The 26,282-nt window shown below is 61.4% G+C and carries 28 protein-coding genes and 5 pseudogenes; 13 read left to right on the forward strand and 20 right to left on the reverse strand.

The window, feature by feature from the left end; all coding sequences use genetic code 11:
- Positions 1–20: 20 nt before the first annotated feature.
- The 3 genes from dsbG to dsbD are packed head-to-tail and all read right to left on the reverse strand — an operon-like array spanning position 21 to position 3,354.
- Entirely contained in the window at positions 21–788 is a 768-nt protein-coding gene (gene dsbG, locus ACIO0C_RS17075) for a thiol:disulfide interchange protein DsbG (RefSeq protein ID WP_401313942.1), read from the reverse strand.
- A complete protein-coding gene (locus ACIO0C_RS17080) occupies positions 764–1,618 on the reverse strand; it encodes a prolipoprotein diacylglyceryl transferase family protein (RefSeq protein ID WP_401313944.1) in 855 nt (284 codons plus the stop codon). The genes dsbG and ACIO0C_RS17080 overlap by 25 nt, the downstream gene beginning before the upstream one ends.
- Positions 1,618–3,354: a protein-disulfide reductase DsbD gene (gene dsbD / locus ACIO0C_RS17085; protein WP_401313946.1), complete on the reverse strand. Its 1,737-nt coding sequence runs from the start codon at positions 3,352–3,354 to the stop codon at positions 1,618–1,620. Before dsbD ends, ACIO0C_RS17080 begins: the two co-directional genes overlap by 1 nt.
- A gap of 153 nt (positions 3,355–3,507) precedes the next feature.
- Between dsbD and ACIO0C_RS17090 the strand changes: the two genes are divergently transcribed.
- The 5 genes from ACIO0C_RS17090 to ACIO0C_RS17110 all read left to right on the forward strand — a co-directional run bounded on the left by ACIO0C_RS17090 (position 3,508) and on the right by ACIO0C_RS17110 (position 7,895).
- Positions 3,508–4,191 carry a response regulator gene (locus ACIO0C_RS17090; protein ID WP_272603106.1) on the forward strand — a complete coding sequence of 228 codons (684 nt, stop codon included), beginning with the start codon at positions 3,508–3,510 and terminating at the stop codon, positions 4,189–4,191.
- Positions 4,188–5,513: an ATP-binding protein gene (locus tag ACIO0C_RS17095; protein ID WP_401313948.1), complete on the forward strand. Its 1,326-nt coding sequence runs from the start codon at positions 4,188–4,190 to the stop codon at positions 5,511–5,513. Before ACIO0C_RS17090 ends, ACIO0C_RS17095 begins: the two co-directional genes overlap by 4 nt.
- A 119-nt stretch (positions 5,514–5,632) precedes the next feature.
- Positions 5,633–6,115 (forward strand): GNAT family N-acetyltransferase, encoded by a 483-nt coding sequence (locus ACIO0C_RS17100; RefSeq protein WP_401313950.1) that lies wholly within the window; start codon positions 5,633–5,635, stop codon positions 6,113–6,115.
- Positions 6,116–6,172: 57 nt separating this feature from the next.
- Positions 6,173–7,585, forward strand: a complete 1,413-nt coding sequence (locus ACIO0C_RS17105) for an aspartate aminotransferase family protein (RefSeq protein ID WP_401313952.1) — start codon at positions 6,173–6,175, stop codon at positions 7,583–7,585.
- An 82-nt stretch (positions 7,586–7,667) separates the two neighbouring features.
- Positions 7,668–7,895, forward strand: a complete 228-nt coding sequence (locus ACIO0C_RS17110) for an MbtH family protein (RefSeq protein WP_128608950.1) — start codon at positions 7,668–7,670, stop codon at positions 7,893–7,895.
- 139 nt (positions 7,896–8,034) lie between these two features.
- Here ACIO0C_RS17110 and ACIO0C_RS17115 read toward each other — a convergent pair whose 3' ends face one another.
- From ACIO0C_RS17115 to ACIO0C_RS17155, 9 genes are all read right to left on the reverse strand, one after another.
- On the reverse strand, positions 8,035–8,937 hold the full coding sequence (locus ACIO0C_RS17115) for a metal ABC transporter substrate-binding protein (protein WP_401313954.1): 903 nt from the start codon (positions 8,935–8,937) through the stop codon (positions 8,035–8,037).
- Positions 8,938–9,837, reverse strand: a complete 900-nt coding sequence (locus tag ACIO0C_RS17120; protein ID WP_401313955.1) for a metal ABC transporter permease — start codon at positions 9,835–9,837, stop codon at positions 8,938–8,940.
- On the reverse strand, positions 9,837–10,580 hold the full coding sequence (locus ACIO0C_RS17125) for a metal ABC transporter ATP-binding protein (RefSeq protein WP_401313957.1): 744 nt from the start codon (positions 10,578–10,580) through the stop codon (positions 9,837–9,839). The genes ACIO0C_RS17120 and ACIO0C_RS17125 overlap by 1 nt, the downstream gene beginning before the upstream one ends.
- The gene (locus tag ACIO0C_RS17130) at positions 10,577–11,503 is read right to left on the reverse strand and encodes a metal ABC transporter substrate-binding protein (RefSeq protein WP_401313959.1); all 927 of its coding nucleotides are present in this window, start codon (positions 11,501–11,503) and stop codon (positions 10,577–10,579) included. The genes ACIO0C_RS17125 and ACIO0C_RS17130 overlap by 4 nt, the downstream gene beginning before the upstream one ends.
- A gap of 35 nt (positions 11,504–11,538) precedes the next feature.
- Positions 11,539–12,111, reverse strand: coding sequence for a DUF6162 family protein (locus tag ACIO0C_RS17135; protein WP_401313961.1), 573 nt, complete (start codon positions 12,109–12,111; stop codon positions 11,539–11,541).
- Positions 12,108–12,437, reverse strand: coding sequence for a hypothetical protein (locus tag ACIO0C_RS17140; RefSeq protein ID WP_401313962.1), 330 nt, complete (start codon positions 12,435–12,437; stop codon positions 12,108–12,110). The genes ACIO0C_RS17135 and ACIO0C_RS17140 overlap by 4 nt, the downstream gene beginning before the upstream one ends.
- Complete coding sequence (locus tag ACIO0C_RS17145) at positions 12,434–12,976, reverse strand: thiamine pyrophosphate-binding protein (protein WP_401313964.1); 543 nt, start codon at positions 12,974–12,976, stop codon at positions 12,434–12,436. Before ACIO0C_RS17145 ends, ACIO0C_RS17140 begins: the two co-directional genes overlap by 4 nt.
- A complete protein-coding gene (locus ACIO0C_RS17150) occupies positions 12,973–14,172 on the reverse strand; it encodes a PepSY-associated TM helix domain-containing protein (protein ID WP_401313966.1) in 1,200 nt (399 codons plus the stop codon). The genes ACIO0C_RS17145 and ACIO0C_RS17150 overlap by 4 nt, the downstream gene beginning before the upstream one ends.
- 224 nt (positions 14,173–14,396) lie before the next feature.
- The gene (locus ACIO0C_RS17155) at positions 14,397–14,855 is read right to left on the reverse strand and encodes a VOC family protein (RefSeq protein WP_401313968.1); all 459 of its coding nucleotides are present in this window, start codon (positions 14,853–14,855) and stop codon (positions 14,397–14,399) included.
- A gap of 308 nt (positions 14,856–15,163) precedes the next feature.
- On the opposite strand from ACIO0C_RS17155, the pseudogene ACIO0C_RS17160 reads away from it, so the two are divergent.
- Both ACIO0C_RS17160 and ACIO0C_RS17165 read left to right on the forward strand, forming a co-directional pair.
- Positions 15,164–15,388, forward strand: a pseudogene (locus ACIO0C_RS17160) (SfnB family sulfur acquisition oxidoreductase); the annotation flags it as partial.
- Positions 15,382–15,516: pseudogene (locus ACIO0C_RS17165) on the forward strand (MetQ/NlpA family ABC transporter substrate-binding protein); the annotation flags it as partial. The pseudogenes ACIO0C_RS17160 and ACIO0C_RS17165, both read left to right, overlap by 7 nt.
- 48 nt (positions 15,517–15,564) lie before the next feature.
- On the opposite strand, the gene soxR reads toward ACIO0C_RS17165, so the two are convergent.
- Positions 15,565–16,038 (reverse strand): redox-sensitive transcriptional activator SoxR, encoded by a 474-nt coding sequence (gene soxR, locus ACIO0C_RS17170; protein WP_401313970.1) that lies wholly within the window; start codon positions 16,036–16,038, stop codon positions 15,565–15,567.
- Positions 16,039–16,134: 96 nt separating this feature from the next.
- On the opposite strand from soxR, the gene ACIO0C_RS17175 reads away from it, so the two are divergent.
- On the forward strand, positions 16,135–16,500 hold the full coding sequence (locus tag ACIO0C_RS17175) for an antibiotic biosynthesis monooxygenase (RefSeq protein ID WP_008056493.1): 366 nt from the start codon (positions 16,135–16,137) through the stop codon (positions 16,498–16,500).
- On the opposite strand, the pseudogene ACIO0C_RS17180 reads toward ACIO0C_RS17175, so the two are convergent.
- The 3 pseudogenes from ACIO0C_RS17180 to ACIO0C_RS17190 form a co-directional block, all read right to left on the reverse strand.
- Positions 16,497–17,293: pseudogene (locus ACIO0C_RS17180) on the reverse strand (sigma 54-interacting transcriptional regulator); the annotation flags it as partial. The gene ACIO0C_RS17175 and the pseudogene ACIO0C_RS17180 overlap by 4 nt on opposite strands.
- A pseudogene (locus ACIO0C_RS17185) lies at positions 17,293–17,615 on the reverse strand (monooxygenase); the annotation flags it as partial. The pseudogenes ACIO0C_RS17180 and ACIO0C_RS17185, both read right to left, overlap by 1 nt.
- A gap of 108 nt (positions 17,616–17,723) precedes the next feature.
- Positions 17,724–17,948: pseudogene (locus ACIO0C_RS17190) on the reverse strand (NAD(P)H-dependent oxidoreductase); the annotation flags it as partial.
- Between the two features lie 340 nt (positions 17,949–18,288).
- Between ACIO0C_RS17190 and ACIO0C_RS17195 the strand changes: the two are divergent.
- The 4 genes from ACIO0C_RS17195 to ACIO0C_RS17210 all read left to right on the forward strand — a co-directional run bounded on the left by ACIO0C_RS17195 (position 18,289) and on the right by ACIO0C_RS17210 (position 22,511).
- Positions 18,289–18,558, forward strand: coding sequence for a hypothetical protein (locus ACIO0C_RS17195; RefSeq protein ID WP_401313972.1), 270 nt, complete (start codon positions 18,289–18,291; stop codon positions 18,556–18,558).
- Positions 18,559–18,659: 101 nt separating this feature from the next.
- Complete coding sequence (locus tag ACIO0C_RS17200; RefSeq protein ID WP_401313974.1) at positions 18,660–19,274, forward strand: LysE family translocator; 615 nt, start codon at positions 18,660–18,662, stop codon at positions 19,272–19,274.
- A 206-nt stretch (positions 19,275–19,480) separates the two neighbouring features.
- On the forward strand, positions 19,481–20,638 hold the full coding sequence (locus tag ACIO0C_RS17205; RefSeq protein ID WP_401313975.1) for a cysteine desulfurase family protein: 1,158 nt from the start codon (positions 19,481–19,483) through the stop codon (positions 20,636–20,638).
- Positions 20,639–20,702: 64 nt separating this feature from the next.
- The gene (locus tag ACIO0C_RS17210) at positions 20,703–22,511 is read left to right on the forward strand and encodes an aminopeptidase P family protein (RefSeq protein WP_401313977.1); all 1,809 of its coding nucleotides are present in this window, start codon (positions 20,703–20,705) and stop codon (positions 22,509–22,511) included.
- Positions 22,512–22,574: 63 nt separating this feature from the next.
- Here ACIO0C_RS17210 and ACIO0C_RS17215 read toward each other — a convergent pair whose 3' ends face one another.
- On the reverse strand, positions 22,575–23,165 hold the full coding sequence (locus tag ACIO0C_RS17215; protein WP_401313979.1) for a 2-hydroxychromene-2-carboxylate isomerase: 591 nt from the start codon (positions 23,163–23,165) through the stop codon (positions 22,575–22,577).
- 35 nt (positions 23,166–23,200) lie between these two features.
- Positions 23,201–23,929 (reverse strand): SDR family oxidoreductase, encoded by a 729-nt coding sequence (locus ACIO0C_RS17220; protein ID WP_401313981.1) that lies wholly within the window; start codon positions 23,927–23,929, stop codon positions 23,201–23,203.
- A gap of 93 nt (positions 23,930–24,022) precedes the next feature.
- Here ACIO0C_RS17220 and ACIO0C_RS17225 point away from each other — a divergent pair, with 93 nt between their 5' ends.
- On the forward strand, positions 24,023–24,583 hold the full coding sequence (locus ACIO0C_RS17225) for a TetR/AcrR family transcriptional regulator (protein WP_008056520.1): 561 nt from the start codon (positions 24,023–24,025) through the stop codon (positions 24,581–24,583).
- A gap of 13 nt (positions 24,584–24,596) precedes the next feature.
- Here ACIO0C_RS17225 and ACIO0C_RS17230 read toward each other — a convergent pair whose 3' ends face one another.
- Together ACIO0C_RS17230 and rhtA are read right to left on the reverse strand one after the other, a co-directional pair.
- A complete protein-coding gene (locus ACIO0C_RS17230; protein ID WP_401313983.1) occupies positions 24,597–24,878 on the reverse strand; it encodes a hypothetical protein in 282 nt (93 codons plus the stop codon).
- A gap of 169 nt (positions 24,879–25,047) precedes the next feature.
- A complete protein-coding gene (gene rhtA / locus ACIO0C_RS17235) occupies positions 25,048–25,935 on the reverse strand; it encodes a threonine/homoserine exporter RhtA (RefSeq protein ID WP_401313985.1) in 888 nt (295 codons plus the stop codon).
- Positions 25,936–26,282: the final 347 nt, after the last annotated feature.

Consider the following 26,282-nt stretch of genomic DNA (forward strand, 5'->3'; position numbering starts at 1 on the left):
GGGAACGATCAACGGCGAAGTTACTTCGGCCCAAGAATCTTCGCCAACCTGTCCGGCGCCGGCGCCCCTTGCTGTTGCTGCAACTCGCCCTTGTCATCCATGTAGAAAATCGCCGGCGTGGCTTGCAGCTCCAGGTCTTCCATCAGTTGCATATTGGCCGCGAGTTTTGCCTGAATCGCCGCAGGCACATCCTTCAAGGCCTTGAGCGAGCTGCTTTTGCCCGCGGCTTCGTGGTCGTACAGGGCCTTTTGCGGATCCTTGGCGGCGAGCAGCGCAGCGGATTTGCCCGGGCTGTCCTCACGAATGATCCCGACCATGATGTGCCGCAACTGCACCTTGCCGGCCTTGACCCACGGCCGCGCCTGTTCCCAGAACATGCTGCAGTAAGGGCAGTTCGGATCGCTGAACATGTAGACGATCCGTGGTGCATCCTTCTTGCCGTCGGCGATCCAGTTGCTTGTTTCCATCTTGGCCCAGACTTCCTTGGACATTGGCGCGTACACCAGTTTCTGCAACGGCGCGCTGCTCAGGTCATTGCCTTCGGCGTCGTACAGGTTACCCAGCAAAACGTGCTTGCCATCGGGCGTCAGGTACAGTGCCATGCCGCGGTTCTGGTATTGCGCCGCGTAGCCGCGCAAGCCATCGGGGGCGTCGAATTGGCCGACGATTTTCGCGCCCTTGGCTTCGATCTTCTTGATCGCCTCGGGCAGCTCTTCGGCCTGCACCGTTGGCAGGTGCAGCAGGGCGGCACCCAGGCTCAGGGTCAGCAGGTGGCGGAGGCGGGGCATGGCAATTTCCTTGAAGAAGTGGCAGGTACGGAATCGAAGTTTTCCAGGGCGCGGGCCAGGCTGGCTTGCGACAACTCGCCCAGATGACTGCCCAGCAGGCGACCGTCGGGACTATAGAACAGCGTAGTTGGCAGGGCCATGGAGCCGACGGCCTGACCCAGGCGGCTGCCGCCGTCGAACAGCACGTTGGACAGGCTCAGCCCCTGGGTTTCCAGGAACGTGCTGACGCTTTGCATGCTTTCGGCCTGGTTGACGAACAGGAAGGTCAGGTCGGGGCGTTGTTGCTGGGCGTGTTCCAGCACCGGCATTTCCCGGCGGCAAGGCGGGCACCAGGTGGCCCAGAGATTGATCACCAGCGGGCCTCCCTTGTAATCCGCCAATTGCACGGTTTCACCGGCGGAATTGCGCAGGCTGATGTCCGGCAGGCGCGTGCCTTGTTCAAAAATGCTCAGCGAGAAGGTCGCGAGCAACCAGAACGCCAGGCCGCTGGCCACGCCGAAGCCCAATGGACGGCGCAGGCCCGGGCGACGCCAGCCACGGTAGAGCGTGGCGAGCACCAGCGCGATGACCCCAGGCCAGGCGAGGAAACCGCCGTCGCGCAAGTCGATGACCTGCCAGGGATCGCTGCGATAGTGCGCCCAGTAAACGGCGACGAAACCGATCCGCGCCGCGAGCATACCAATCAGGAACAGGCTGAACAGCACCGACTCGGGGTTCTCGCCACCGCGCTTGGCCACCCGCCAACCGACGAATGTGGCCAACACCAAGGCACTGATCAGCAGCAGATGGTTAAGCGCGATGGCAAAGGTGCCGAGGGTAAAAGTCAGCATTAACGGGCGTCTCGGGTGGTGGTCCAGCGTTGCAGGAAAGTGTCGGCATCGACCTCGCCGGTGATGCGCTGGCTGCGTCGCTCGATGCCGTCGGCACCTATCCACAGCAAGCTCGGTGGGCCTGGCACTTTATAACGGCCGAGCAGTTCGCGGCTGGCGGCATTGTCGGCGGTGACATCCAGCCGGAGCAAGCGCACGTCACTCAAGGCTTGCAGGACGCGAGCTTTGCCGAACACCTTTTTTTCCATGACCTTGCACGACACGCACCAGTCGGCGTAGTAATCCAGCAGCACCCATTGGCCCTGCGCTTGTGCCGCGTCGAGTTCCCGCTGCAAGGCCGCAGGGTCCTTGATCGTGGTGAAGGCGTCGTGGCCGCTTGGCACGGCGGCCACGGCCGAGCCGGAAGCGCGAAAGACCTGCAACGGCTTGAACAGGTCATCACTGCCCCCCGCCGCGCCGATCATCAACAGACTGCCCCACAAACCCAGCAGGAGCGAGGTGGTGCCGAACAGATGAGCGATGCGACCAAAACCGTCCGACTGCTTCCACGCGCTATAAGCCGCGATTACCAGCAATGCACCACACAAGCCGACCCACAGGGATTCATCCAGCACCGGGCGCAGCATCAGCAACGCCGTGGCGAGGAACAGGAAGCCGAAGATGCCCTTGAGCAGGTTCATCCAGGCGCCAGGTTTGGGCAGGAAGCGATTGCCGACCGTCACCAGCAGAAGCAACGGCACACCGATGCCGATGCCCATGGCAAACAGAATCAAGCCACCGTGCAGCGCGTTGCCGCTCTGCGCGATATAAAGCAGCGCTCCGGCCAGGGGCGCGGTCATGCACGGGCCGACCAGCAGACCGGACAACGCGCCCAGCGCACCGGCGCCGACCAGGCTGCCACCACGCTGATTGCGTGAGACGTTTTCCAGCCGGTCACGCACGGCCACCGGCAGTTGCAGCTCGAAGAAGCCGAACATCGGCAATGCCAGCAGCACGAAAATCGCCGCGAAACTGCCCAGCAGCCAAGGGTTTTGCAACCAGGCTTGCAGGTTCGCCCCGAGGGATGCGGCCAACACGCCCATCGCCGCATACACCAGCGCCATGCTCACCACATAACTGCCGGCCAGGGCCACGCCGCGCCTCGGCGTAGCGCCGCTGCCGACAATCAGCCCGGCCAGAATGGGCAGCATCGGCAGCGAACACGGGGTGAATGCCAACAACAGGCCCAGCCCGAAGAACACCAACAGGCTCCAGCCCAGTGCTCGTTGCTGCAGGTTGCTGGCCAGGGCCTGGTCCGGCGCTTCGCCCACCGCGCCCGTCAGGGATTGACCACCCAGATCCACGACCTGGGTTTGTGGCGGATAACACAGGCCGGCATCGGCACAGCCCTGGAACCCGACCTTGATCTGGCCCGTCGCGCCTGCCGGGATTTTCAGCTCAAGGCCTTGGCGATAAACCTGCTGCTCGCCGAAGAATTCATCACTGTGAGATTCACCCTCCGGCAACGCGGGATGCTGGTCGACAGGCAAACCGTCGAATTTCAAGCGCTTCTGATACAGGTAATAGCCATCGGCAATCTGCCAGAACAGCTGGGTTTCACCGGACTCAAGGCGTTCTGAAGTGAAAACGAACGCGTTGCCGACCGGGAGAAAGTCGGGTTTTGTCTCGAACGGATTGCTGCCAGCCTGGGTCAGGCCGGAAAACAGCAGGGCGATGAGTAGAAACAGCTGACGCATGGAAAAGCCTTATCCTTTAGCAAGTGAGCTGCACAATGGGGGGTGGCGATTAACCGATGATTAACCCTGGCCGCCTTGTGGCTGGGGCACTTGCGGCATAATGTCCGCTTAATCGGTCACCGGCCTAATAGCGTTATTTACACGAGGCTTTCCATGCACGTACTGGTTTGCGAAGACGATGAGTTGATTGCCAGCGGCATCGTTGCCGGCCTGACAGCCCAGGGCCTGACCGTGGAACATGTCGCCACCGCATCGGCGGCGCGGGCGATGCTCAAGGTCGCCGAATTCGACGTCATGGTCCTCGACCTCGGTTTGCCGGATGAAGATGGGCTGAAGTTGTTGCAGCAGTTGCGCCATCATGGCCTGGAGATTCCGGTGCTGATCCTCACCGCCCGGGATTCGGTCACCGACCGTGTTGATGGCCTGCAGGCCGGTGCTGATGATTATTTGCTCAAGCCGTTCGACCTGCGCGAACTCGCCGCGCGCCTGCACACGCTTTTGCGGCGGGTGGCGGGTCGCAGCGTCAACCTGATTGAGCACGGTGCCCTGACTTACGACCCGAGCAGCCGCGAAACCACGCTTGGTGGTCAGCCAGTGGACCTTTCCCGTCGTGAACAGTCACTGTTGCAAGCCTTGTTGCACAACCGTGGCCGGGTGCTGTCCACCGAGCAGTTGAAAGACAGCGTCTACGGATTCAACGACGAACTGGAAAGCAACGCCCTCAACGTGCATATCCATCACCTGCGGCGCAAACTGGGTAATGGCATTGTCGAAACAGTGCGCGGCCTGGGCTATCGCCTGGGGCCGGCCGATGGCGCAGAGGAACTGAAAAAGTGATGAGCCTGCGTTTGCGCCTGAGCCTGACGCTCGGTGGCGCTTTTGCCCTGATCTGGGCCTTGGCCGCAGCCTGGATGCTCAGCGACCTGCGCAACCAGATGATGTTTTCCCTCGACCAGCGCCTGGTGGCTTCGGCGCGCATGGTCGCCGGGCTCATGGAGCAATTGCCACCGTTGCCGAGCAAGGGCGAGGGCACCCATTTCAGTGCCGAGCAACTGAACATTCCCGGTGGCATGGCTTGTCAGGTCAGTTCGTTGCGCGGTGAAATCCTTGCCCGCAGCCACAGTGATCCGGGGCAAACCCTCGAAGCCGAGAAAATGGGGTTCCACGACCAGATCATCGACGGCGCGCCGTGGCGCAGTTTCACCCTGGCCCGTGGCGACCTGCGGATCACCACGGCCGACCGGCAGATCGAACGCGAGGCGCTGAACATGTCGATCCTGTTGGCCGCTTCGGTGCCGGTGGGCGTGGCGCTGCTCGGTTGCCTGTGCCTGCTCTGGCTCGGCATCGGCCAGGGCCTGGCGCCGCTCAACCGCATGCGCGACGCCTTGATGCGCCGCAGCCCCGACTCCCTGGAGCCTTTGCAGGTCCAGCCGTTGCCCAGCGAACTGCAACCCTTGCTCGACACGCAGAACCAGTTGTTCCAGCGCATCGGCAAGACCATCGAACGCGAACGCCGGCTGACCGGCGACGCAGCCCATGAATTGCGCAGCCCGCTGACCGCGATCAAGACTCACCTGCAAGTGGCGCGCATGACCGAAGGCGCGGCCCGGGATCAATCCCTGGCCCGGGCCGAAGAGGGCGCCGACCGCCTGCATCGCACCCTCGAGCAACTGCTGTTGCTGGCACGGGTCGAGGGCAGCCTGTCGTTTGACGATGGCGTGCAGTGCAATGCCGAGCAGGTGGCAAAACTGGCGATACAGGACACGGCCGGTGGCGATCGTCAACGCATCAGGCTCCAGCTGCCGACCAGGGTTTCCCACGCCCCGGTGAAAATGCCCTCGGTGCTGTCGATCGCCGCACTGCGCAACCTCCTGGACAACGCCTTGCGTCATACGCCTGGCGACGGGCCGGTGGAGCTGAGCCTGCAAACCACCGGTAACCGCGTGCAGTTCGTGGTGCGCGACCATGGCCCGGGCATTGCCGATGACGACCTGCAACACCTGACCCAACGCTTCTGGCGCAACGGCCAGAGCAACGGCTGCGGCCTCGGCCTGGCGATTGTCCAGGCGATCGTCCAGCGCTGCGGCTGCACCCTGCATTTCGACAGCCGGCCGGATGGCTTGCGGGTGGAGCTGACGATGCCGTTGCAACCGGTGTAACGAACCACATAAAACCCGACGGATCCCGGGCGCACATCAAATGTAACTCCTGTCGATTGGCCGCCCGGATCCCGCACGACTATCGTTGCTCCTACTCAATGGATTGAGGTGAGCACACCATGGAAGCATCCGTACACACCTGCAAGGCAACCCCGGCCGACGCTGGCATCATCAGTCGCATCATCGAGCGCTCCATCCGGGTCGGTTGCGTGCTCGACCACCGCAACAACCTGCGAACCGTGGCCAACTGGACCCACAACAAGACCGTCGAACACATCCTTCCCTGGTTCACCGACCGGCGGTTGTACCTGAACATCGCCCTGTTGCAGAACAAGCCCGTGGGTGTCGCCATGGCCGCCAGCAGCGGCAAGGTAGCGTTCTGTTACGTACTGCCGGAATGGTTTCGTCGCGGGGTCGGGCAGGCCCTGGTACGCGATCTCGAAGGCTGGTTGATCGAACAGGGACTGCGTCATTCTCGACTCAACAGCACCCGCACCGGCGAAGCCTTTTACAGGCGCCTGGGTTATCAGGCGTATGCCCAGGCGTTCGCGGTAGCAGGCCTGTATGCCATCCCCATGCACAAAGCGTTGCCTGAGGTCTAAATACTCGGACTCCTGATGCGTTTCCACAACAGGAAAACCTTTTTGAGGGGTCGAGAGATGTCAGTCGCTTCCAGGCTTGTGCAAGACCAGTCGGCCCGGATCATTCCGGTGCCGGCCGAGACGCTTTATCAGTTCAACGAATCGCCGTTGCTGGCCCGTCAAAGCCAGCAGGAGTCCAACGCGCGCAGTTATCCGCGACGCATTCCCTTGGCACTCAAGCGCGCCAAGGGCCTGTATGTGGAAGATGTCGAAGGCCGCACGTTCATCGATTGCCTCGCCGGCGCCGGGACGCTGGCCCTGGGGCACAACCATCCGGTGGTAATCGAGGCGATCCAGCGCGTGCTGGCCGACGAACTGCCGCTGCACACCCTGGACCTGACCACGCCGGTCAAGGATCAGTTCGTCCAGGACCTGTTCGGCTTGTTACCCAAAGCCTTGGCTGCGCAAGCGAAGATCCAGTTCTGCGGCCCCACCGGCACCGATGCGGTGGAAGCCGCGCTGAAACTGGTGCGTACGGCCACCGGCCGCAGCACCGTGCTGTCGTTCCAGGGCGGTTACCACGGTATGAGCCAGGGGGCGCTGAGTTTGATGGGCAGCCTGGGGCCGAAAAAGCCTTTGGGCGCCTTGCTCAGCAACGGCGTGCAGTTCATGCCGTACCCTTACGATTACCGTTGCCCGTTTGGCCTGGGTGGCGCGCAGGGGGTGAACGCCAACCTCAACTACCTGGAAAACCTGTTGAACGATCCCGAGGCCGGCGTGCAACTGCCGGCGGCAGTGATCGTTGAAGTGGTGCAGGGAGAGGGCGGGGTGATCCCGGCCGATCTCGACTGGTTGTGCGGCTTGCGTCGGATCACCGAAAAAGCCGGCGTGGCGTTGATCGTCGACGAGATTCAAAGCGGCTTTGCCCGCACCGGCAAGATGTTTGCCTTCGAGCACGCCGGGATCATTCCGGACGTGGTTGTGATGTCCAAGGCCATCGGCGGCAGCTTGCCATTGGCTGTGGTGGTCTATCGCGACTGGCTCGACACCTGGCTGCCGGGCGCCCATGCCGGGACCTTCCGTGGCAATCAGATGGCGATGGCCGCCGGTTCTGCCGTGATGCGTTACCTGGTCGAGCACAAGGTTTGCGAACATGCCGCCGCCATGGGCGAGCGCCTGGGCGAGCACCTGCGCATCCTGCAGCGGGATTTCCCGCAGCTGGGCGATATTCGAGGTCGAGGCCTGATGCTCGGTGTGGAACTGGTCGATCCGACCGGCGCACCGGATGCGTTGGGGCATCCGCCGGCGTTTGCGCGACTGGCGCCACTGGTGCAGCGCGAATGCCTCAAGCGCGGCTTGATCCTTGAACTGGGCGGCCGCCAGGGTGCCGTGGTGCGCTTCCTGCCACCGCTGGTGATCACCGCCACGGAAATCGACCGGGTGGCCGAGATTTTCGGCAGGGCCCTGGCCGCTGCCACCGCCAGCCTCTAAATTTTCCGAGCCCTGGAACGTTCCTTCTACATAGCGGCTGCACACAGCGTGCAGCCCACCCTAACAGCGATGGAGAGACAGCATGACGTCAGTATTCGACCGCGAGGACATCCTCTTTCAGGTCGTGGTCAACCACGAAGAGCAATACTCGATCTGGCCCGACTACAAAGCCGTACCCGAGGGCTGGCGTACCGTGGGCAAAAGTGGGCTGAAAAAGGAATGCCTGGCCTACATCGAAGAGACCTGGACCGATATGCGTCCGCTGAGCCTGCGCCAGAAGATGGACGAGCAGGCGGCTGTGGCGCACTGAGTCAGCGCCTGCGCTTGTAGGAGCCAGGCGAGCCGGCGAAGAACGATAACGCGGGCGTACAGATACACCGCGGTGTCTGGTTCGCCGGCAAGCCTGGCTCCTACAACGACAGGCGAGCCAGGCGCTTTGGTGTCTGGCGCTACGCGCCGCTCAACCCCTTGATCAGCAGATCCACATCCCCTTCCAGCTCGGCCACCGGATCGGCGGCGTCGACACTCAACACCACCAACCGACTCCCGGCCTCGGCAATCACCGCTTTCACCGCGTCTGGGGGCTGCCGGTGGTGCAACACCACCGCCACGTCATTGTCCTTGAGCGTCGCAGCCAGTGTCTTGAGTGCCTCTGGCGTCCATTCGGCATCCGGCCGTGCATCCAGCCCGACCAACTCCAGGTTAAGCCCACCGATCAGGTAGCCAAAGTGATCGCTCAAGCTCACCACGCTTAGGTTGTCCGCGGCGGCCAGGCGCGCTTCGCTGTCGGCGCTGAGTTTGAGCAAGCGCTGTTTGAGTGCCGCCAGGTTCGCCTCGATCGCAGGCTTGGCAGCGGGGGCCAGGCGTACCAGGTCCGCGGCCATCACGTCGGCCATGCGTCCCATGTTGTTGCTGGCCAGCCAGGGCTGGCTGTTCAAGCCATCGACCTGGTTGCCCGGCTGCACGGCAATGCCGGGCAGGGCACCATCCACAGGTCGTGCGGCATCGACTTCGATGATGCGGATATTGCTGCGCCGGGAGATCGGGTACAACGGATCGTCTGGCCACAGCGAACGCACGCCGATCACCGCATCGGCGCCGGTCGCCAGCGTTGCCAGCGCTGGAGCGCCACGGCCCGTGAAGTAGGCGGTCTGGCGACTGCCGGGCAGGTTGGCTGGCGCCGCGCGCTCAAGGCTGACATCGGTACCCTTGAGCAGCACTTCGCCCAGGCCGTAGGTGATGGGCAGAGAAGCCAGCACCCGCAGCGGTTTGCTGCTGTCAGCGCCGACGGTTGTAGTGGCCAGCCCGCACAGGGCGAGCGCCAGGGTCAGTTGTCGCAGAGAAAATGACATTTATCCAAGGTTCCCTTTGAGGCTGGGGACGACGCCGCGCGCGATGGCGGCCAGGGCGAAGGCGATGCCGGCCATCAGGATGATCGCGGCACCGGACGGGATCGGCAGGTCAAAGACAATCGGCGCGAGAATCCCGCACAGCGTGCTCACCGTGGCGATCAGCACCGAGCACCAGAAGAAGCCCTTCAGTGACTGGCTGAGCAGGCGCGCCGCCGCGGCCGGTATCACCAGCAACGCACCCACGAGGATGGCGCCGATGACTTTCACGGCGGCGACGGTGATCAGCGTCACCAGGATCACGAACAAATAATCCAGTGACTTCACCGCCACCCCGCGCACCGCCGCCAATTGCGGGTTGAAGCTGGCGAGCATGATGCGGTTGTACAGCGGCAAGGCCAGGGCCATGACCAGCGAACCGACGATGGCCAGCACCAGCAGGTCATTGCCGTTGACCGTCAGTACCGAACCGAACAACACGTTCTCGAGGATGTGCACGTTGATCTTGCCCGCCAGGATCAACAGCAGGCTGGCACCCAGCGCCAACGACACCGACAGGAACACACCGATCAAGGTATCCGGCGCCAGACCTGTGCGGTTGCGCAGGTAGTTGAGCAAGATGCCGAACAGCAGGCAGTAGCCGAACAGGCTGCCGTAGGGCCCGGTGTAGGGCTCGCCCAGCAGGATGCCGATGGCCACGCCGGTCAGCGCTGCGTGACCCACCGCTTCGGAGAAAAACGCGAAGCGCTTGACCACCACCAAGGTGCCCAGACCGCCCAGCACCGGGCCGATCAACAGGCCGGCGAGCAAGGCGTTGACCACAAATCCATAGGCCAGCGCCTCTGGCAGGTAACCCGACGAGGCCCAGCCCTGCACCATCAAACGAAAGGCTTCGTAACTCATCAGGCAGCGCTCCGTGGATGGGTCGAAAACAAGGTCAGCAGGCGATCAGGGGTCAGCGCCTGTTGCGGCGTAGCGTCGAACAGCACTCGGCGGTTCAGCCCGGTGACGTGATCGGCCAAGCGTCCGACCGCCTCCAGATCGTGCTCGATCCACAGCACGGTGATGCCCGCTGCGCGCCAGTCGCCCAGCAAGCGTTCGAACACCCGGATGCCGGCTTCATCGAGGGCCGACATCGGCTCGTCGAGCACCAGCAGTTGCGGCGCCGGAATCAGCCCTTGCGCCAACAACACTCGCTGGCGCTCGCCACCCGACAGTGCGCCCATGCGCCGCTTGCGCTTGTCCTGCATACCGACCCGTTCCAGCGCATCGCCAATCGCCTTCACGTAGTGCTTGCTCAAACCGAGGAACGCCGGGCGCCGCTGGCACATCGCAGCCATGAAATCGTCGACGGTCATTGGCAGGCCGCGATCGAATTCCAGCGCCTGGGGCACGTAGCCGATCGTTCCCGGTTCGCCCGGCCATTGCAGGCTCAAACGGCCTTGGTGCGGCATCTGCCCGAGCAGGGTCTTGATCAGCGAGCTTTTGCCGCCGCCGTTGGGGCCGACCAGTGCATGCACGCTGCCGGGACGGACTTGAAAAGTGACTTTATCGAGGATCGTCGTGCGACCGAGGGTCAGGCTGACGTCGGCGAAATCCAGAGTCGGGCCGCTACTCTGTACGGCCAGGTTTTCTTGCGCTGTCATGCCCCGGACTCCTGAATCGCCCGCACCACGGTGTTGAGGTTGCCGGTCATTTCCTTTTCGTACTTGTCGGCGGTGTATTCGCCGTAGGAGATATGCGACAGCGGGTACAGCTTCACCCCGGATTCGCGCTGGATGGTGTCGACATAGGTGGAGGGGAAATCCATTTCCGAGAAGATCACTTTGACGTCCAGTTCACGCAGTTGGTCGATGGTCTTTTTCAACTGGCTCGGGCTGGGTTCGATGCCATGGGCCGGCTCGACCACCGCCGTCACTTCCAGGCCGAATTCGCGCAGCAGGTAATCGTAGGCGGCGTGAACCGTGGCCACGCGCAACTCGGCATTTGGTGCCTCGGTCAATTTGGCCAGCGCGTCGGCGCGCATCTTGCGCAGGCGCTTGCCGTAGGCACGAGCGTTCTCGGTGTAGGTTTTGGCATTGGTCGGGTCGAGTTTTCCCAATTCGCGGGCGATATTGTTGACCTGGGCAATCGAAGCGCTGATCGACAGGAAGGTGTGCGGGTTGACCACTTTGCCCGCGCCACGCGCGGCGACGCCGGTGGCGGCCAGCAGCGGCACGTTTTCGTTGGCCTCGATCACCGGCACGTTTGGTGTTTCACTGGCGGCGATCATGCGGTCGGCGAAGTCGTCATGGCCGACGCCGTTGAGAACGATCACGTCGAGCCCGCTGATGCGCTTGATGTCCTCGGCCCGTGGCTCGTAGGCGTGGGGGTTGAAGCCGGCGGGAATCAGCGGCACCACCTCGGCCTTGTCGCCGACAATGTTGGCCACGTAGCTGTAATAGGGGTGCAGGGTGATGCCGATGCGCAGGCGCTTGGCCTCATCGGCGCTGGCCAGGGGTGTCAGCAGGCAGGCCAGCAGGCCGACCAGTGACAGGCGCAGGAAAGAACGTAGCGATGAAATTGGCATGGGAAATCGGTCTTCTCTCGGGTGAAGGCGAGGGTTCAGTGCCGGTGCTGGCGGGTCACGCCGGCGTCGAATTGCGCGACGACCTGCTGCCAGCCGGTGCCTTCGAGCGTGGCGTCGCTGAGGTCGCCAGGGGCCTTGAGGTCGGCGGCGCGGTTGAGCCAGATGTCCGGGGCGTCGTCGCCAGCACTCAGGCGCATCAGGAACGAGCCGGCCACGGTGACGCGCAGGCTCCGTCCGAAGTACGCCCTGGTGTCGAGCAACTGCCAGGCATGGCCGCCGCGGCTGACCGAGCTGGCATCCTGGGCAAAGGGAGCAAAGCCTTCATCGGCGAGGGTTTCAGGTGTCGGCAGGCTGTGTTGTTCCTGGCGCAGCAGGTGAATCTCATCCAGCGTCACGCGCAAATCGGCGTAGATGCCTTGTTCGGAGGCGCTCAGATCGCGCCGGGCATCCAGTTGATGGCTGTTGACGCTGCTCACTGGCTGCGACTCGCCGCGCCAGGCGACCACCGAGCCGGCCACCGCCAGGATCATCAGGCACAACAGCAAGACGTAGAGGGTTTCATGGCCGGCGCCGGCCGGGCGGACGATTTGGCTGGTTGGCGTACTCATGGGGTTTCGATGTCCGCCTGGTCGATCTCGACCACATGGCCAGGGCCTGCGTCGAACAGCACATAGAACTCGGCCCCGGGCTTCTTGAAGGTCAAGGTCGAGTCGGCCCCGAGCTTGCCCGGCACCAGGATGGTTTCGTCGTAGCCGATCACGTCCAGGGTCACGCCCGGTGCACCGCTGCCGTCGGAAAAACCGCCGGTGCACTGGATCTGCTCGGCGTCGATGGCCTTGCATTCGCACATCGGGTTGTGGGCCAGGGCGCTGGCGCTGAAGCCGGCGCTGAGCACCAGCATCGCGGCGCGCAAAGGGCGGATAGGTTTGATCATGGTTTGCCTCCTTGGGTGGACAGCCAGGCGAGGGTGGCGGGGGAGGCCTGGCTCAGAGGAATGGATGCCTGATGCATGGAGCCATCCCAGCCTTCCATGGTGATCCACAGTTCGGCGTCGGCCTTGGTTTTTGTCGGGACCGGCAGCATGGCGCCCATGCGGTAGGGCGTGCCGAAGAAAATCACCCCGGCGGCGCGCAAGCTGCGTGGCTTGCCGATGCGCAGGTAAGTCGCCTTGACCTGCTCGCGGCAGCTGTCGCACAGCGCGGCGTTGAAGTTTTTCATATAGCCGGCCGGGCCATCGGGCCGTGGTGCTTCATTACGAAGCTCGGCCAGGCGCAGGCTCCAGGGTCCGACCTGGACTTCGCCGATTTCCCGCTCGCCCAGGCCCGTGTCACCGCGAAACAGCGCGGCATCGGCGAAGTATTTGGGCATGAAGCCCAGCGGCACCAGCAACAGCAAAACGTTGATGTGGAAACGCCATTTGTGCCAGAAGCGGCTCAGCGTCGAACGGGGTGCTTGAGTGGCGACCTGGCTCATTGGCTAACCTCCGTGGTTTCAGCGCTGCTGGCCGTGGCAGACTCGTTGCGTGGGCGTTTGTTGTTGCGCTTGAGCGCGTTGGCCGTGGCCAGCGCGGTGCGCTTGGTCCAGATCAACAGGCCGCTGAGCACCATCATGCTCAACAACAGGCCGAAGAAGCACCAGATCAGCTTGATCCAGATCCCGCCGAAATCACCGGTGTGCAGCGGACGCATGGATTCGGTCACGAACTCCAGGCCCGAGCGGTCCGACAGCAGGCGCGTGGCGGCGACTTCGCCGGTGTACGGGTTGATGTCGGCGGTCTGGAACATCAGCGGATACCAGCTGCGCCCGCCCACCGACAGGTAGCTGTAGGCGTTGGCCGGCATACTGACAAAGCTCTCGTCGAGCCCCGGGATACGTTCCTTGGCCTCGCGGATCGCTGCTTCCAAGCTGATCATCGGCGCCGGCGAGCCATCGGTGATGAGTGGCACGCTTTCGCGCGGGACCACGGCCGCCACAGGCGCGGTGGAGATGGAAATCTGGTTATCGAACATGAACGCTTCGATCAGGAACCAGGTGCTGGTGACGGAAATGACCGCGATGAACCAGATCGACCAGATGCCGCTGAGGCGGTGGAAATCGCCCCAGAAAATCCGTGCGCCATGGCGAATGCGCAGGGTTGGCCGGAAAAAGCCTTTCCAGAAGCGCTTGTACACCACGAGACCCGTCACCAGGGAGGCCAGCATCGGCAGGCTGAGGAACGACACCAGGTACCAGCCCCAGCTGTAGCCGTTGGTGAACGGCACCAGCCACCAGCCATGCAGGGCACGGGTGAACGCCTGGAAGTTGAATTGCGGAGCGGGGCCCTGGATGGCACCGGTGTAGGGGTTGACGTACACCGTCAACTCACGCCCATCGGGGTAGTTGACGCGCACGTCCAGGGCGAAATGCGCTTCGTCGGGGCGGCTGATGCTGTCGACGATGATGTCGGGCTCGGCTTGCTTGATCGCGGCGACGATCTGATCGTAATTGAGCCGTGGCGCGTCATCCGCAGGTTGGCTGGCGCGCATTTGCGGATTAGCCAGCCAGACGATTTCCTGGCTGACCACCGCCAGCGTGCCGGTCACACAGACGATCAGCACGAAAAACCAGATCGGCAGCGCCAGCCAGCTGTGGACCAGGAACCAGATTTTTGAACGGGATTTCTTCGACATGATTAAGGCGTCTTATATCGATGAAAGGCCTCTGCTACGGGCTTCGCAGCGATGAGGTCAATGGACGGTCCGGTCGCGGTTTTTCCTACGCGACAGGACTGCATCTATATAGGACGAATGAGCACCCGAAATCCCGAAGGGTGATATGAAAGAAAATGTTTCGTGTTTCGCCAGACCCTCGTCGGAACGCCACCCGGCGTTCCGACGACGAGGCCGCGCAGATTTCACCCTTGCTGGAACATCTCCTTCGCCCGCTGCTCGATCTGCTCCTGGGTCAGATCCTCTTTACGCGTGGCCAGGAACCACAAATGCCCGTAGGGATCCCTCAAGGTCCCGGAACGGTCGCCGTAAAATTGATCCTTGACCTCTGAAACCACGATGCCGCCAGCATCGATGGCCTGTTTGTAGGACTTGTCCACATCGGTCACATACAGATGCAGGCCCACCGACGGCGAGTTGTCTGGATTGCTCAACGGCCCTTGATCGCACGGAGTGCCGAGCATGATCGGGCAATCGCCAATGCGCAGTTCGGCGTGGCCGATGCCGCCGTCGGGCATGGCCAGGCGCATGACCTCGATGGCGCCGAAGGCTTTTTTGTAGAAATCGATGGCTTCGGCGGCTTTTTGAATGCCCAGGTACGGGGTGATGCTGTGATAACCCTCTGGAATCGGTTTGACGCTCATGATGGTTCTCCTTTTTATAGTGAGACGAAGATCGCTCTCCAGCCGGACAATTGTAGGAGCTGCCGAAGGCTGCGATCTTTTGTTTTGATCGTCAGCATGTTTCAAGTTTCCATAAAGTTCGCGGTCTGCGGCAGCTCCTACAGGGTTCATCGTCACTGTTCAGCCATCAACAGTGAAGCAACAGATTGCTTGCCTTCGTCATGCGAAATCCCTTGAAAACGCCCTGGAACCTCTTTAAACACTGCCCCACACAGTCAGGCACAGAAGCTGCAATGACCTTCGATAAACACCTGTATCGAGAGTCTTGTATGTCCCAATCTGCCGTTTATCCGATCAACCCGCCGGCCGCCCACCGGATCGCCGACGAAGCCGAAGCGCTGCAGGTGGCCGAGCAGGTCGCCGCGATCCTGCTGGAACAGGATGCCGAGCGCGGCCGCACACGCCAGGTGCCTGCCGAGATCGTCGACCTGTATTCCAACGGTGGCCTGTGGGGCATCACCGTGCCCAGGGAATTCGGCGGCGCGCCATCGAGTTCCTGGTGGCACGGCCGGACAACATCAACGACCCGGGCCTGCAGAAACTGACCAAGGCGTTGAACTCCGATGAGGTGCGGCAGTTCATTTTGACCCGCTACAAAGGCCAAATCGCGCCGGGGTTCTAATCTTCGTCGAGTAGTACTCCTTCGCGATCCGACTTGCTCGCGAAGGGCTCAATTCATTCTTGGATCGATCCCCGATTCCAGCAGCTGCGCCCCCGGCCCCTGTTCCCCCAGCACATCCCCAAAATTACGCAACGGACAGGCCTCCATCGACAAGCACCCACAGCCAATGCAGCCATTGAGCTTGTCGCGCAACAACGTCAATTGATTGATCCGCTCATCCAGATCCCGACTCCACTGCGCCGACAGCACCTTCCAGTCCGCCGCCGTCGGTGCACGGTGATCCGGCAGGGATTTGAGCGCCTCGCCAATCTCCGCCAACGGAATGCCCAGCCGCTGCGCCACTTTGATCAATGCCACCCGGCGCAGCACTTCCCGTGGATAGCGTCGCTGATTGCCCTGGTTGCGATTGCTCTTGATCAACCCCTTCGATTCATAAAAGTGCAGCGCCGTGACCGCGACACCGCTGCGGGCGGCCAATTGGCCGACGCTGAGCTCTTTGTGCAGATTCTCTGAAGTGATCATTTGCAGATTGCCCCTTGACCTCTAGTTAACTGGAGGTTTTACCCTGCACGCCTTCGGATCGCAAGATTCGCCTTGCACCTGAGTGGGGGACTATCCATGCACGCGCCAGCGAAACATCGCAGCTTCACCCAACTGATCGAATTCGAAATCGAACCGCAGCAGCAGCCGGCGCTGGTGCAAGCGCTGTCACAGCAGACCGAGCGTCTGGCCCAGCACCACAGCGGCTTTCTGAGTGCCAGCATCCAGGCCAGCGAGGACGGACGGCGGGTACTCAATTATCTGCAATGGCAAACCCGCGAGGCGGGGGAGGCGGCGTTTCAGGCGTTTGAAAGCGGGGAACAGGATTTCTGGCAATTGATCCGCGCCCATCAGGCGAAGACCGTGACCTTCGGCTCGTTCCAGGTGCTACACAGCCTGGAACGCAGCCACGACCACGGGTTGCACTGCAATCTGGTGGGTTAGATCGACAGCTGCATCAAGCGCTCGCCCTGAATGTTTTCCGTGGGCCGGCGTTTGTTCACCGCCAGTTCACCGATCTTGATCAGGCGCGTGCGGGTCACGTTGCGGCTCAACCCCAGCAGGGCGGCGGTGTGCACCTGGTTGTAATGGCTGAACCGATAGCCCGCGCGCATCAAGGCATCTTCGACTTTTTCATGCAGCGCGCCAGCCTGTTGTTCGAAGAGCTTCTGGAAGGCCCGGTCGAGCAGGGCTTCGGCGCAGTCGTCGACCTGGGTGTGGTAGTCGTCCTGACGCTCGATGCGCATGTTCGACAGGCGCAAGTCATCGCGTTCGATCACGCCGTTGCGGCAAATCAACAGGGTGTGGTGAATCACGTTTTCCAGTTCGCGGATATTGCCCGGCCAACTGTAGCTGCGCAGTTTCAGTTCGGCCTCTTTGCTGATGGTGATGGTGCCGTAACCGAGGCGCTGGCTGTAGGCGTTGATGAAGTGACGTGTCAGCGGCAGGATGTCGCCCGGGCGGTCGCGCAGCGGGCTCAGCTCCAGACTGACGACGTCGAGCCGGTAATCCAGGTCTTCGCGAAAGTGCCCGGCGTTGATGGCTTTTTCCAGTTGCACGTTGGTGGCCGCGAGCACGCGCACATCGATGGGAATGCTCTTGCGCGAACCCAGGCGCACCACTTCGCGCTCCTGCAACACGCGCATTAACTTGACCTGCCGATTTCATCGAGGAACAAGGTGCCCCCGTTGGCTTCCTCGATCCAGCCGGCCTTGGCGCTCAGGGCGCCGGTGAACGCGGGTTGAGGGCATTGCCCCAGAACCAGTTCTTGCGTGCGGTTTGTTCAAACCACGGCTGCCATTGCTCGGGCCGGGCGAACAGGCGCACGGTGGCGAGCATCAGGTGATGGAAACCGAAAACGTGGGCAATCGAACTGTCGACCTTGGCGAACTCGCGCACGATGCCCAGGGTTTCAGGCCGCTGTTGCGCAGGGCATCACGCTCGGCCTTGGGCGTACCGCCGCGTTCGTCGCGCTCGACGGCGGTCAAGGCAAACTCGGCGGCCAATTGGCGGGCGGTCTGCAATGGGGATATCAGGGCGCTTTGCGGTTTGGCGGTCACGCTGTTTTTCTTTTGGAATCGACACGGCCTTGTAGGAGCCAGGCTTGCCGGCGAACCAGGCGCTGCGGTGTATCTGATGCATCGCGTTATCGTTCATCGCCGGCAAGCCTGGCTCCTACAGGGATCACTGGTTATTTGGTAATTGGAGAAATCGGCTTCGGTGGCATACACGCCAATCGGCAAGGTCAAGGCCTGGAAGAAACTGAACAGCGGGCGCAGTTGATGATCGAGCACCAGCGCGTGACGTTCGCTGCCACCGGTGGCTGCCAGCAGGACCGGTGTGTCGATCAGCGCATTCAGGTCGATCAGATCGAACAGGTGCTTGAGCAGGCCCGTGAGTAGTCACCAGTTTGAGCAAGAGCTGTACCAATCCTTTGAGGCCCCGGATTACCGGGCTTTCAGCGCCTTGAGCGGGCCGCGCTGTTGATTTTCAGGGGCTGTTTGTTGAATGACTGTTGCGTGGGCAACAGTGGATGCAATTGTTATAAAGGTTGTCTGTTATTCCTAAAAATACAATAAAGCTATATTTATAGATCGTTAAGAAATATTAAGGCGTTGCAACGGCTGCATTAGAAAAACCCGATAGCCACTATCGAGAGCGTTGATTTCTGCTCGGACAAAGGCGCGAGTAGCCTGTGTTCATTGCCCCGAACACGATGCCAGGACGCCGAAGATGAAACCTCTAATCGCCACTTTTTTGCTGCTTGCGGTCTCTGTACTTGCCGGATGTGCCAGTCATGTTTCCCCGGAATTGCGTCCCTACACCGCTGAAGAAACCCGGGAGCTGGCGCTGGAAGCATTGAATCGCCGCGGCTTGTCCTTCGACGAATACCACGCGAAAAAAGCCGAATTGCTTGGCGAGCCACGCAAAACCTTTGGTTTCGATAAACAGGGTGAAATGAACGCCGAACGAACTGTACAGCTGCACGGACGCCAGAGCTGAGCGAAAACTGTACCGCTTGAACTTTCACCCAACTGTCCATGGGTTTCCCCGGGAGTTCGCGATAGGGTCAATACCTGACTGACCCCGATGGACTGCCACCGATGACACTCTCACTCGATCTGCTGCTGGGCTTTGCCCTGTTTGCCCTCGTCACCTCGATCACACCCGGTCCGAACAACACCATGTTGCTGGCATCCGGGGTGAACTTCGGCTTTCATCGAACCATCCCCCACATGCTGGGCATCACCTGCGGATTCTTCGTGCTGGTCGTGGCAGTGGGGTTCGGGCTGGGCGCGGTGTTCCAGGCGTATCCTGTGCTCTACACCGTGCTGCGCTACGTCGGTGCGGCGTACTTGCTGTACCTGGCGTGGAAAATCGCCCATTCCGGGCCCGTCTCGGACAGCGGCAAAGGCGAGGCCAAGCCGATCAGCTACCTGGGCGCCGCCGCGTTCCAGTGGGTCAACCCCAAGGCCTGGATCATGGCCATCGGAGCCATCAGCACCTACACACCGATGCAGGGCTATTTCACCAACGTGTTTGTGATCGCTGCGGTGTTCGCCTTGATCAACCTGCCGAGCGTCGGTGTCTGGGCTGCTTGCGGCACACTGTTGCGCAATGTTCTCAAGGACCGGCGCTGGTTGCGCCTGTTCAACTGGGGCATGGCCGCGCTGCTGGTGGCGTCGCTGTATCCGATTCTGCTCGAAAGCTTTAGTTGACGCATTGCTTCAACCGCTTGCCCGATGCCTGTTAAGCTGGCTTTTCAGGAGCGTTCCGACGCACTTTTAAATGAAGTTGTTCTTCTTTAACGGCATCCGATCAGGTATTGGTAACCTTCTGAAAACCGCACGCAGCTCATAAGGCTGCGTTTCGCCGTTTACAGTCATGAGCCTCCTGATCCCGGAACACGCTCTGCGAGTCTTTTATGAATAAACGTCCGCTGTATTTCGACTACGCCGCCACCACGCCGGTGGATGAGCGAGTCATCAAGATCATGGTCGAGTGCCTGGGCTTTGACGGTAACTTCGGCAATCCCGCTTCCAGCTCCCACGCCTTTGGCCAACAGGCCCGGCGATCGGTAGAGCAGGCGCGGCGCCAGGTCGCCGAACTGGTCGGCGCCACGCCTGAACAGATCGTCTGGACCTCCGGCGCCACCGAATCCAACAACCTTGCCCTCAAGGGGGTGGCCCAGGCACGCGGCTCTGCCTGCGGCCACCTCATCACCAGCCAGATCGAACACAAGGCCATCCTCGATACCGCCAGGCAGTTGCAGGACAGCGGCGTGGCGGTGACGTACCTGGTGCCGGACGCCGATGGCCTGATCACCGCGCAAGCGGTCAGCGAAGCCATGCGCGAGGACACCTTCCTGGTGTCGCTGATGCTGGTCAACAATGAACTGGGCACGGTCAACGATATCCCGGCCATCGGTCAAGTGGTGCGCGAGCGCAACGCGTTGTTTCATGTCGATGCGGCGCAAGGCGCGGGCAAGGTTGCGATCGACCTGGCGCAGTGGCCGGTGGACCTGATGTCCTTCTCTGCGCACAAGCTCTATGGCCCCAAAGGCATCGGCGCGCTGTATGTCGGCCCGCGTGCGCAGCAACGCCTGCTGGCGCAGATCCACGGCGGCGGCCATGAAGGCGGCCTGCGTTCCGGTACCCTGGCGACCCACCAGATTGCCGCGATGGGCGCGGCCTTTGCCTTGGCAGCGGCCTCGTTCGATGAAGAAAAAGCCTTGATCGTGCATCTGCGCGAACGTCTGCTTGAACAAGTACTAAGCATTCCGGGCGTGCGGCTCAATGGCAGTCCCACCCAACGCATCCCGCATACATTGAGCCTGACCTTCAGTGAAGGCGAGTTCAACTCGGCGGCATTGCTCGCCTCGATGGCGTTTTCCGCGACCTCGGCCTGTAATTCCGCAAGCAATGCGCCATCCCATGTGCTACTGGCCCTGGGGCATGATGCCCGTACGGCGAGTCGCACCATTCGCTTGAGCCTGGGGCGTTTCACCACCGAACAGGATATCGATCAAGCGGTACAGCTGATTAAAACCGCCTGCGCCAGTGCTCCGGCATTCTGGCAATAGGGCAATAAAGCGCCGACCCTGATCGGCACTGAACAATAATGACGAGTGGTTAGCAGGAGTCACGATGAATACGCAGTTTACGATCACCGGGTCAGTGCCCCAGCGCCTGGCGCAAACCCGCGAGCTGATGAGCCGGGAGGGTATCCATGCCTTGCTGGTGCCGTCGGCCGATCCCCACCTGTCCGAATACCTGCCGGGTTACTGGCAAGGGCGTCAATGGTTGTCCGGCTTCCACGGTTCGGTCGGCACCCTGATCGTTACCGCGGATTTCGCCGGCGTCTGGGCCGATAGCCGTTACTGGGAGCAGGCGAGCAAGGAACTCAAGGGCAGTGGCATCGAGTTGGTCAAGCTGCAACCCGGGCAACCGGGTCCGTTGGACTGGCTGGCCGAGCAAACCCCGCAAGGCGGCGTAGTCGCGGTCGATGGCGCGGTGATGGCGGTGGCTTCCGCACGCACGCTGGGCAGCAAGCTTGAAGAGCGGGGCGCACGCCTGCGCACCGACATCGACCTGTTGAGCGAAGTCTGGAGCGACCGCCCAAGCCTGCCGAACGAACCGATCTACCAGCACCTGCCGCCGCAAGCCACCGTCAGCCGTGGCGAAAAACTCGCCAAGCTGCGCGAAACCCTGCAGGCACGTGGTGCCGACTGGCATTTCATCGCCACCCTGGATGACATCGCCTGGCTGTTCAACCTGCGCGGCGGCGATGTGTCGTTCAACCCGGTGTTTGTTTCTTTCGCCCTGATCAGCCAGCAGCAGGCGACGCTGTTCGTCGCGCTGAGCAAGGTCGATGCGCAGTTGCGTGCGGTGCTGGAGCAGGATGGCGTGACCCTGCGCGATTACAGCGAAGTGGCCGACGCCCTGCGCGCGGTGCCGACGGGGGCGAGCCTGCTGGTCGATCCGGCGCGGGTAACGGCGGGCCTGCTGGATAACCTCGACAGCGGTGTCAAACTGCTCGAAGGCCTGAATCCGACCACCCTGGCCAAGTCCCAAAAGAGCCTGGCCGACGCCGAACACATCCGCCAGGCCATGGAGCAGGACGGTGCAGCGCTGTGCGAATTCTTCACCTGGCTCGAATCGGCCTGGGGCCAAGAGCGTATTACCGAACTGACCATCGATGAAAAACTGACCGCAGCGCGTGAACGTCGGCCGGGCTATGTGTCGCTGAGCTTCAACACCATTGCTGCGTTCAACGCCAACGGCGCGATGCCCCATTACCACGCCACGGAAGAAGAGCACGCGGTGATCGAGGGTGACGGCTTGTTGCTGATCGATTCCGGCGGCCAGTACCTGGGTGGCACCACCGACATCACGCGGATGGTGGCGGTCGGCACACCGACGGCAGAACAGAAGCACGATTGCACCCGCGTGCTCAAGGGCGTGATCGCGCTGTCCCGTGCGCGATTCCCCAAAGGTATCCTGTCGCCATTGCTGGACGCCATCGCTCGGGCGCCGATCTGGGCCGAAAACGTTGATTATGGTCACGGCACCGGTCACGGCGTCGGCTACTTCCTCAACGTACACGAGGGGCCGCAGGTGATTGCCTACCAGGCTGCACCCGCGCCGCAAACCGCGATGCAGCCAGGCATGATCACCTCGATCGAACCCGGCACCTACCGTCCAGGGCGCTGGGGTGTGCGCATCGAGAACCTGGCGATGAACCGTGAGGCAGGCAGCAGCGAATTCGGTGAATTCCTCAAGTTCGAAACCCTGACCTTGTGCCCTATCGACACGCGCTGCCTGGAAACCTCGCTGCTGAGCGAAGAGGAAAAGCAGTGGTTCAACGCTTACCATGCCGAAGTGCGCGAGCGTTTAAGCCCGTTGCTCGACGGCGCTGCACTGGAGTGGTTGAACACTCGCACTGCGGCTATTTGATGGATGCAGCCCGGGCGCTGTCTCCAGCGCCCGGTTCACGTAGTCGATCGGGTCCTCGGGTTTTTAACCCAGGGCTTCGATGACAAAGTCCAGTCGATCCTGGCCGAAATACAGCTGATCGCCGACAAACATGCTCGGCGCGCCGAATACGCCGCGTTGCACGGCTTTTTCGGTGGTTTCCTTGAGCTCGTTTTTGACATCCTCGTCGACGGTCAGGGCCAGGATTTCTTGCGGGTCGAAACTGTTTTCGCTCAGTACTGCCCCGACAGTGGCCGGATCATTAAGGTTTCGACCTTCGATCCAAAGCGCCTTGAACAGGCAATCGATGAATGCGGCAAAGCGCTCAGGGTGACGCATCTGCATGCCTGTCACGGCACGCATGAGCAGCAGTGTGTTGATCGGGAAGTGCGGGTTGATTTTCAGTGGCACACCGTAGCGTCTGGCGTACCGATCCAAGTCTATGAACATGTAGCGGCCCTTGGCAGGGATAGTCGCCGGGGAAGCGTTGCCGGTGGCTTTGAACACGCCGCCGAGCAGGATTGGCACGTAGATCAGCTGGCTGTCGGTCTGCTCACAGATCTTCGGTAGCTGGGTGTACGCCAGGTAGGTGGCGGGGCTGCCCAGGTCGAAATAGAACTCCACGGTTTTGCTCATGGTCGATGCACTCTTCTTGTTGTCGTAAGGAAGGATTACCAGCGTTCGCTCCAGGGGCGCAGGTCCAGCTCGAAGGTCCAGGCGTCGCGCGGCTGGCTGTGCAGGTACCAATAGTTCTCGGCGATGTGCTCGGGGTTGAGAATGCCGTCCTGGTCCTTGGTTGCGTACTTCTCGGGGAAGCTGTCACGAATGAAATCGGTGTCGATGGCGCCGTCGACCACGACGTGGGCGACGTGAATGTTCATCGGCCCCAGTTCCCGAGCCATGCTTTGCGCCAGCGCACGGATCCCGTGCTTGGCCCCGGCGAACGCGGCAAAGCCTGCAGCACCGCGTAAACCGGCAGTGGCGCCGGTGAACAGGATAGTGCCCCGTTGCCGCTTGGCCATGCGCTTGGCCACTTCCCGGCCATTGAGAAAGCCTGAGAAACAGGCCATTTCCCAGATCTTGAAATACTTGCGGGCAGTTTCTTCGAGAATGCTGCAGGGCACGTTGGCGCCGATGTTGAACACGAACGCTTCGATCGGCCCGATATCGCTTTCGATTTGCTCGACCAGTGCAACCACATCGTCTTCCTTGCGGGCATCGCAGGCGAAGCCGTGGGCCTCACCGCCGGAGGCATTGATGGCATCGACCAGAGGTTGGAGCTTGTCCGCACTGCGACGGGTCACACAGGCCACGAATCCCTCCTGTGCAAACCGTTTGGCAATGGCGCCACCCGTGGCATCTCCCGCACCGACAACCAGTACGACCTTTTTGTTATTCATTGCCTGGACCTCTTTAGTAAACGATCGTTAACTAAACGAACGTTATGCTACGATTTGACAGGCGTCAAGATGATCGAACTTGAGGGAAGGGCAATGCGTTATTCAGCCAGTCACAAACTGGAAACCCGAGAGAAACTGCTGCAAAGCAGCGCACTGTCGGCCAAGCAATCCGGTTTTTCCACGGTGGGGGTCGACGGTTTGATGAAAGCCATCGGCTTGAGTGGTGGCGCGTTCTACAGTCACTTCGCGTCGAAGGACGAGCTGTTCGCTTCCATTGTCGAGCGTGAGTTGCGACAAAGCCTGGAGCGCTTGAGGGCTGATCAGGATCGCGACAAATTCGAGCGTTGCCTCAAGCTCTACTTGAGCATGTCCCACGTCGAGCACCCGGAAACCGGTTGTGCATTACCGGCGTTGGGCGCCGAGATTGCTCGCTCCGATCCGCTGATTCGACAGCAGGCCGAGCACTGGATCTGCCAGCTGCAGGAGAGTTGGGCGCGGGTGCTGGAGAGCGACAGCCTGGCCTGGGCGATTCTGTCCCAATGCATCGGTGCCTTGGTGGTAGCGCGAATGCTGGTCACGCCGGACCTGCAGCGCAGGGTGCTGAAGTCCAGCCATGAGGAGATTGGCCGCCAGCTGTCAGGCCCGCGGGCCTGACAGTGGCTTCAGGTCATTTGCAGATGACGATCATACTGCGGCTGGTATAGCCCGCGGGGTTGAGCCCGAACGGGTAATCACCTGGCTCTTCCACGGCATCGCCGGATTTGGCGATGACCTTGTAGTTCTTGGGGGCGCACGAGTTGGCGGCGCTGGCGTAGCACTGGTCCCATGAGGACGACAGCCCCGAACAGTTGATGTGGATGCCTTTCTTGCCGTGTTTGGTCTGGGGTTTGGAGGTCGCCGCGCAGCCCGCAACGGCAAGAACGGCGATCAGTATCAAAATTCGTTTCATTGCTATCCTTGTAGCGTTCCCGGATCTGTCGCCCGGTCTGGCGGTATTCGCTTGCACATGAAGCGGTTTGAAGTCCCTGTCCTGAAAAAATCCATTTCTGACACTGGGTTGCGGGCTTAAACATGGCCTAATTGAGCGGCAAATACCAGAGCCTGTGCAAAACCGGTCGTCAATCGGCTGCAACGGCGGGCTTGGCGGCATTGCCCATGGTCATGGTGGCCCCCACGGAAGCCAGAATGATGCACAGGATGGCCATCCATTGTGACAAAGACAGGAACTCCTGCAGGAACAACAAACCGGACAAGGCGCCCACCGCCGGTTCGATGCTCATCAATGTGCCGAAGGTCCTGGCCGGCATGCGCGTGAGGGCGACCATTTCCAGTGTGTAGGGGAGGGCCGTGGACAGTACGGCGACACCGATGGCGATCGGAATCAAGGATGGGGTCAGCAGCGCCGCTCCCGCATGAACAATGCCGATCGGAGCGACGAACAGTGCGGCAATCACCACACCCAGGGCGGCAGTCTGCACACCGTTGTCGGCACCGGCCTTTTGCCCGAAAAGAATGTACAGCGCCCAGCAGACGCCTGCCCCCAGTGCATAACCGGCCCCAAGCAGATCAATACCTTGCGCCGTTGCTCCCGTCGGTATCAACAGCAGCAAGCCGACAGCGGCCAGCGCTATCCACAAGAAGTCGATGGCCCGGCGTGAAGCATAAATGGCAACGGCTAGTGGCCCGGTGAACTCCAGGGCAACCGCGATACCCAGGGGAACCGTGCGCAGGGACATATAGAAGAGGAAGTTCATACCGCCCAGTGCCATGCCATAGACAATCACGGTGCGCAGTGATTTTGTGGTGAGCTTGGCCCGCCATGGGCGCAGCAACAACACCATGATCACGCTGGCGAAGGTCAATCGCAGGGTGGTGGTGCCTTGGGCGCCAATGATAGGGAACATGCTTTTGGCCAGCGAGGCCCCCGACTGAATCGATGCCATGGCTATTAATAGCAGGCCGACCGAAAACAGGGTCGAGGCAAGGCTGCGCGGCTGATCATTCATTGGGAGGCACCGTCCGGGGTATGGAACTTGAGTGTTGTACTTGGTGTTGGGCAATATACTGCGCAATTGATGTGTGCGCGTCTATATATAAGCCGTGTTTTTGTGCCCTTGATAGAAAAACCAAATCAATGCTTGACGGCAGATTCTGGAAGCCTATAATTCGCCCCACTTCCGGCGCAGTCGAAACGGAAAACTCCTTGGTAAACAATGAGTTACGAAGTTTTCGGCAGCAGGTTGCTTCAGTTCATCGAAGCTAGAAGGAAGTTGAAAAAGAGGTGTTGACAGTAGCGTGTAACGCTGTAGAATTCGCCTCCCGCTGACGAGAGATCTGAAGCGCAAGTGGTTGA

The organism is Pseudomonas sp. NPDC087336 (genome assembly GCF_044744285.1).
Classification (GTDB): Bacteria; Pseudomonadota; Gammaproteobacteria; order Pseudomonadales; family Pseudomonadaceae; genus Aquipseudomonas.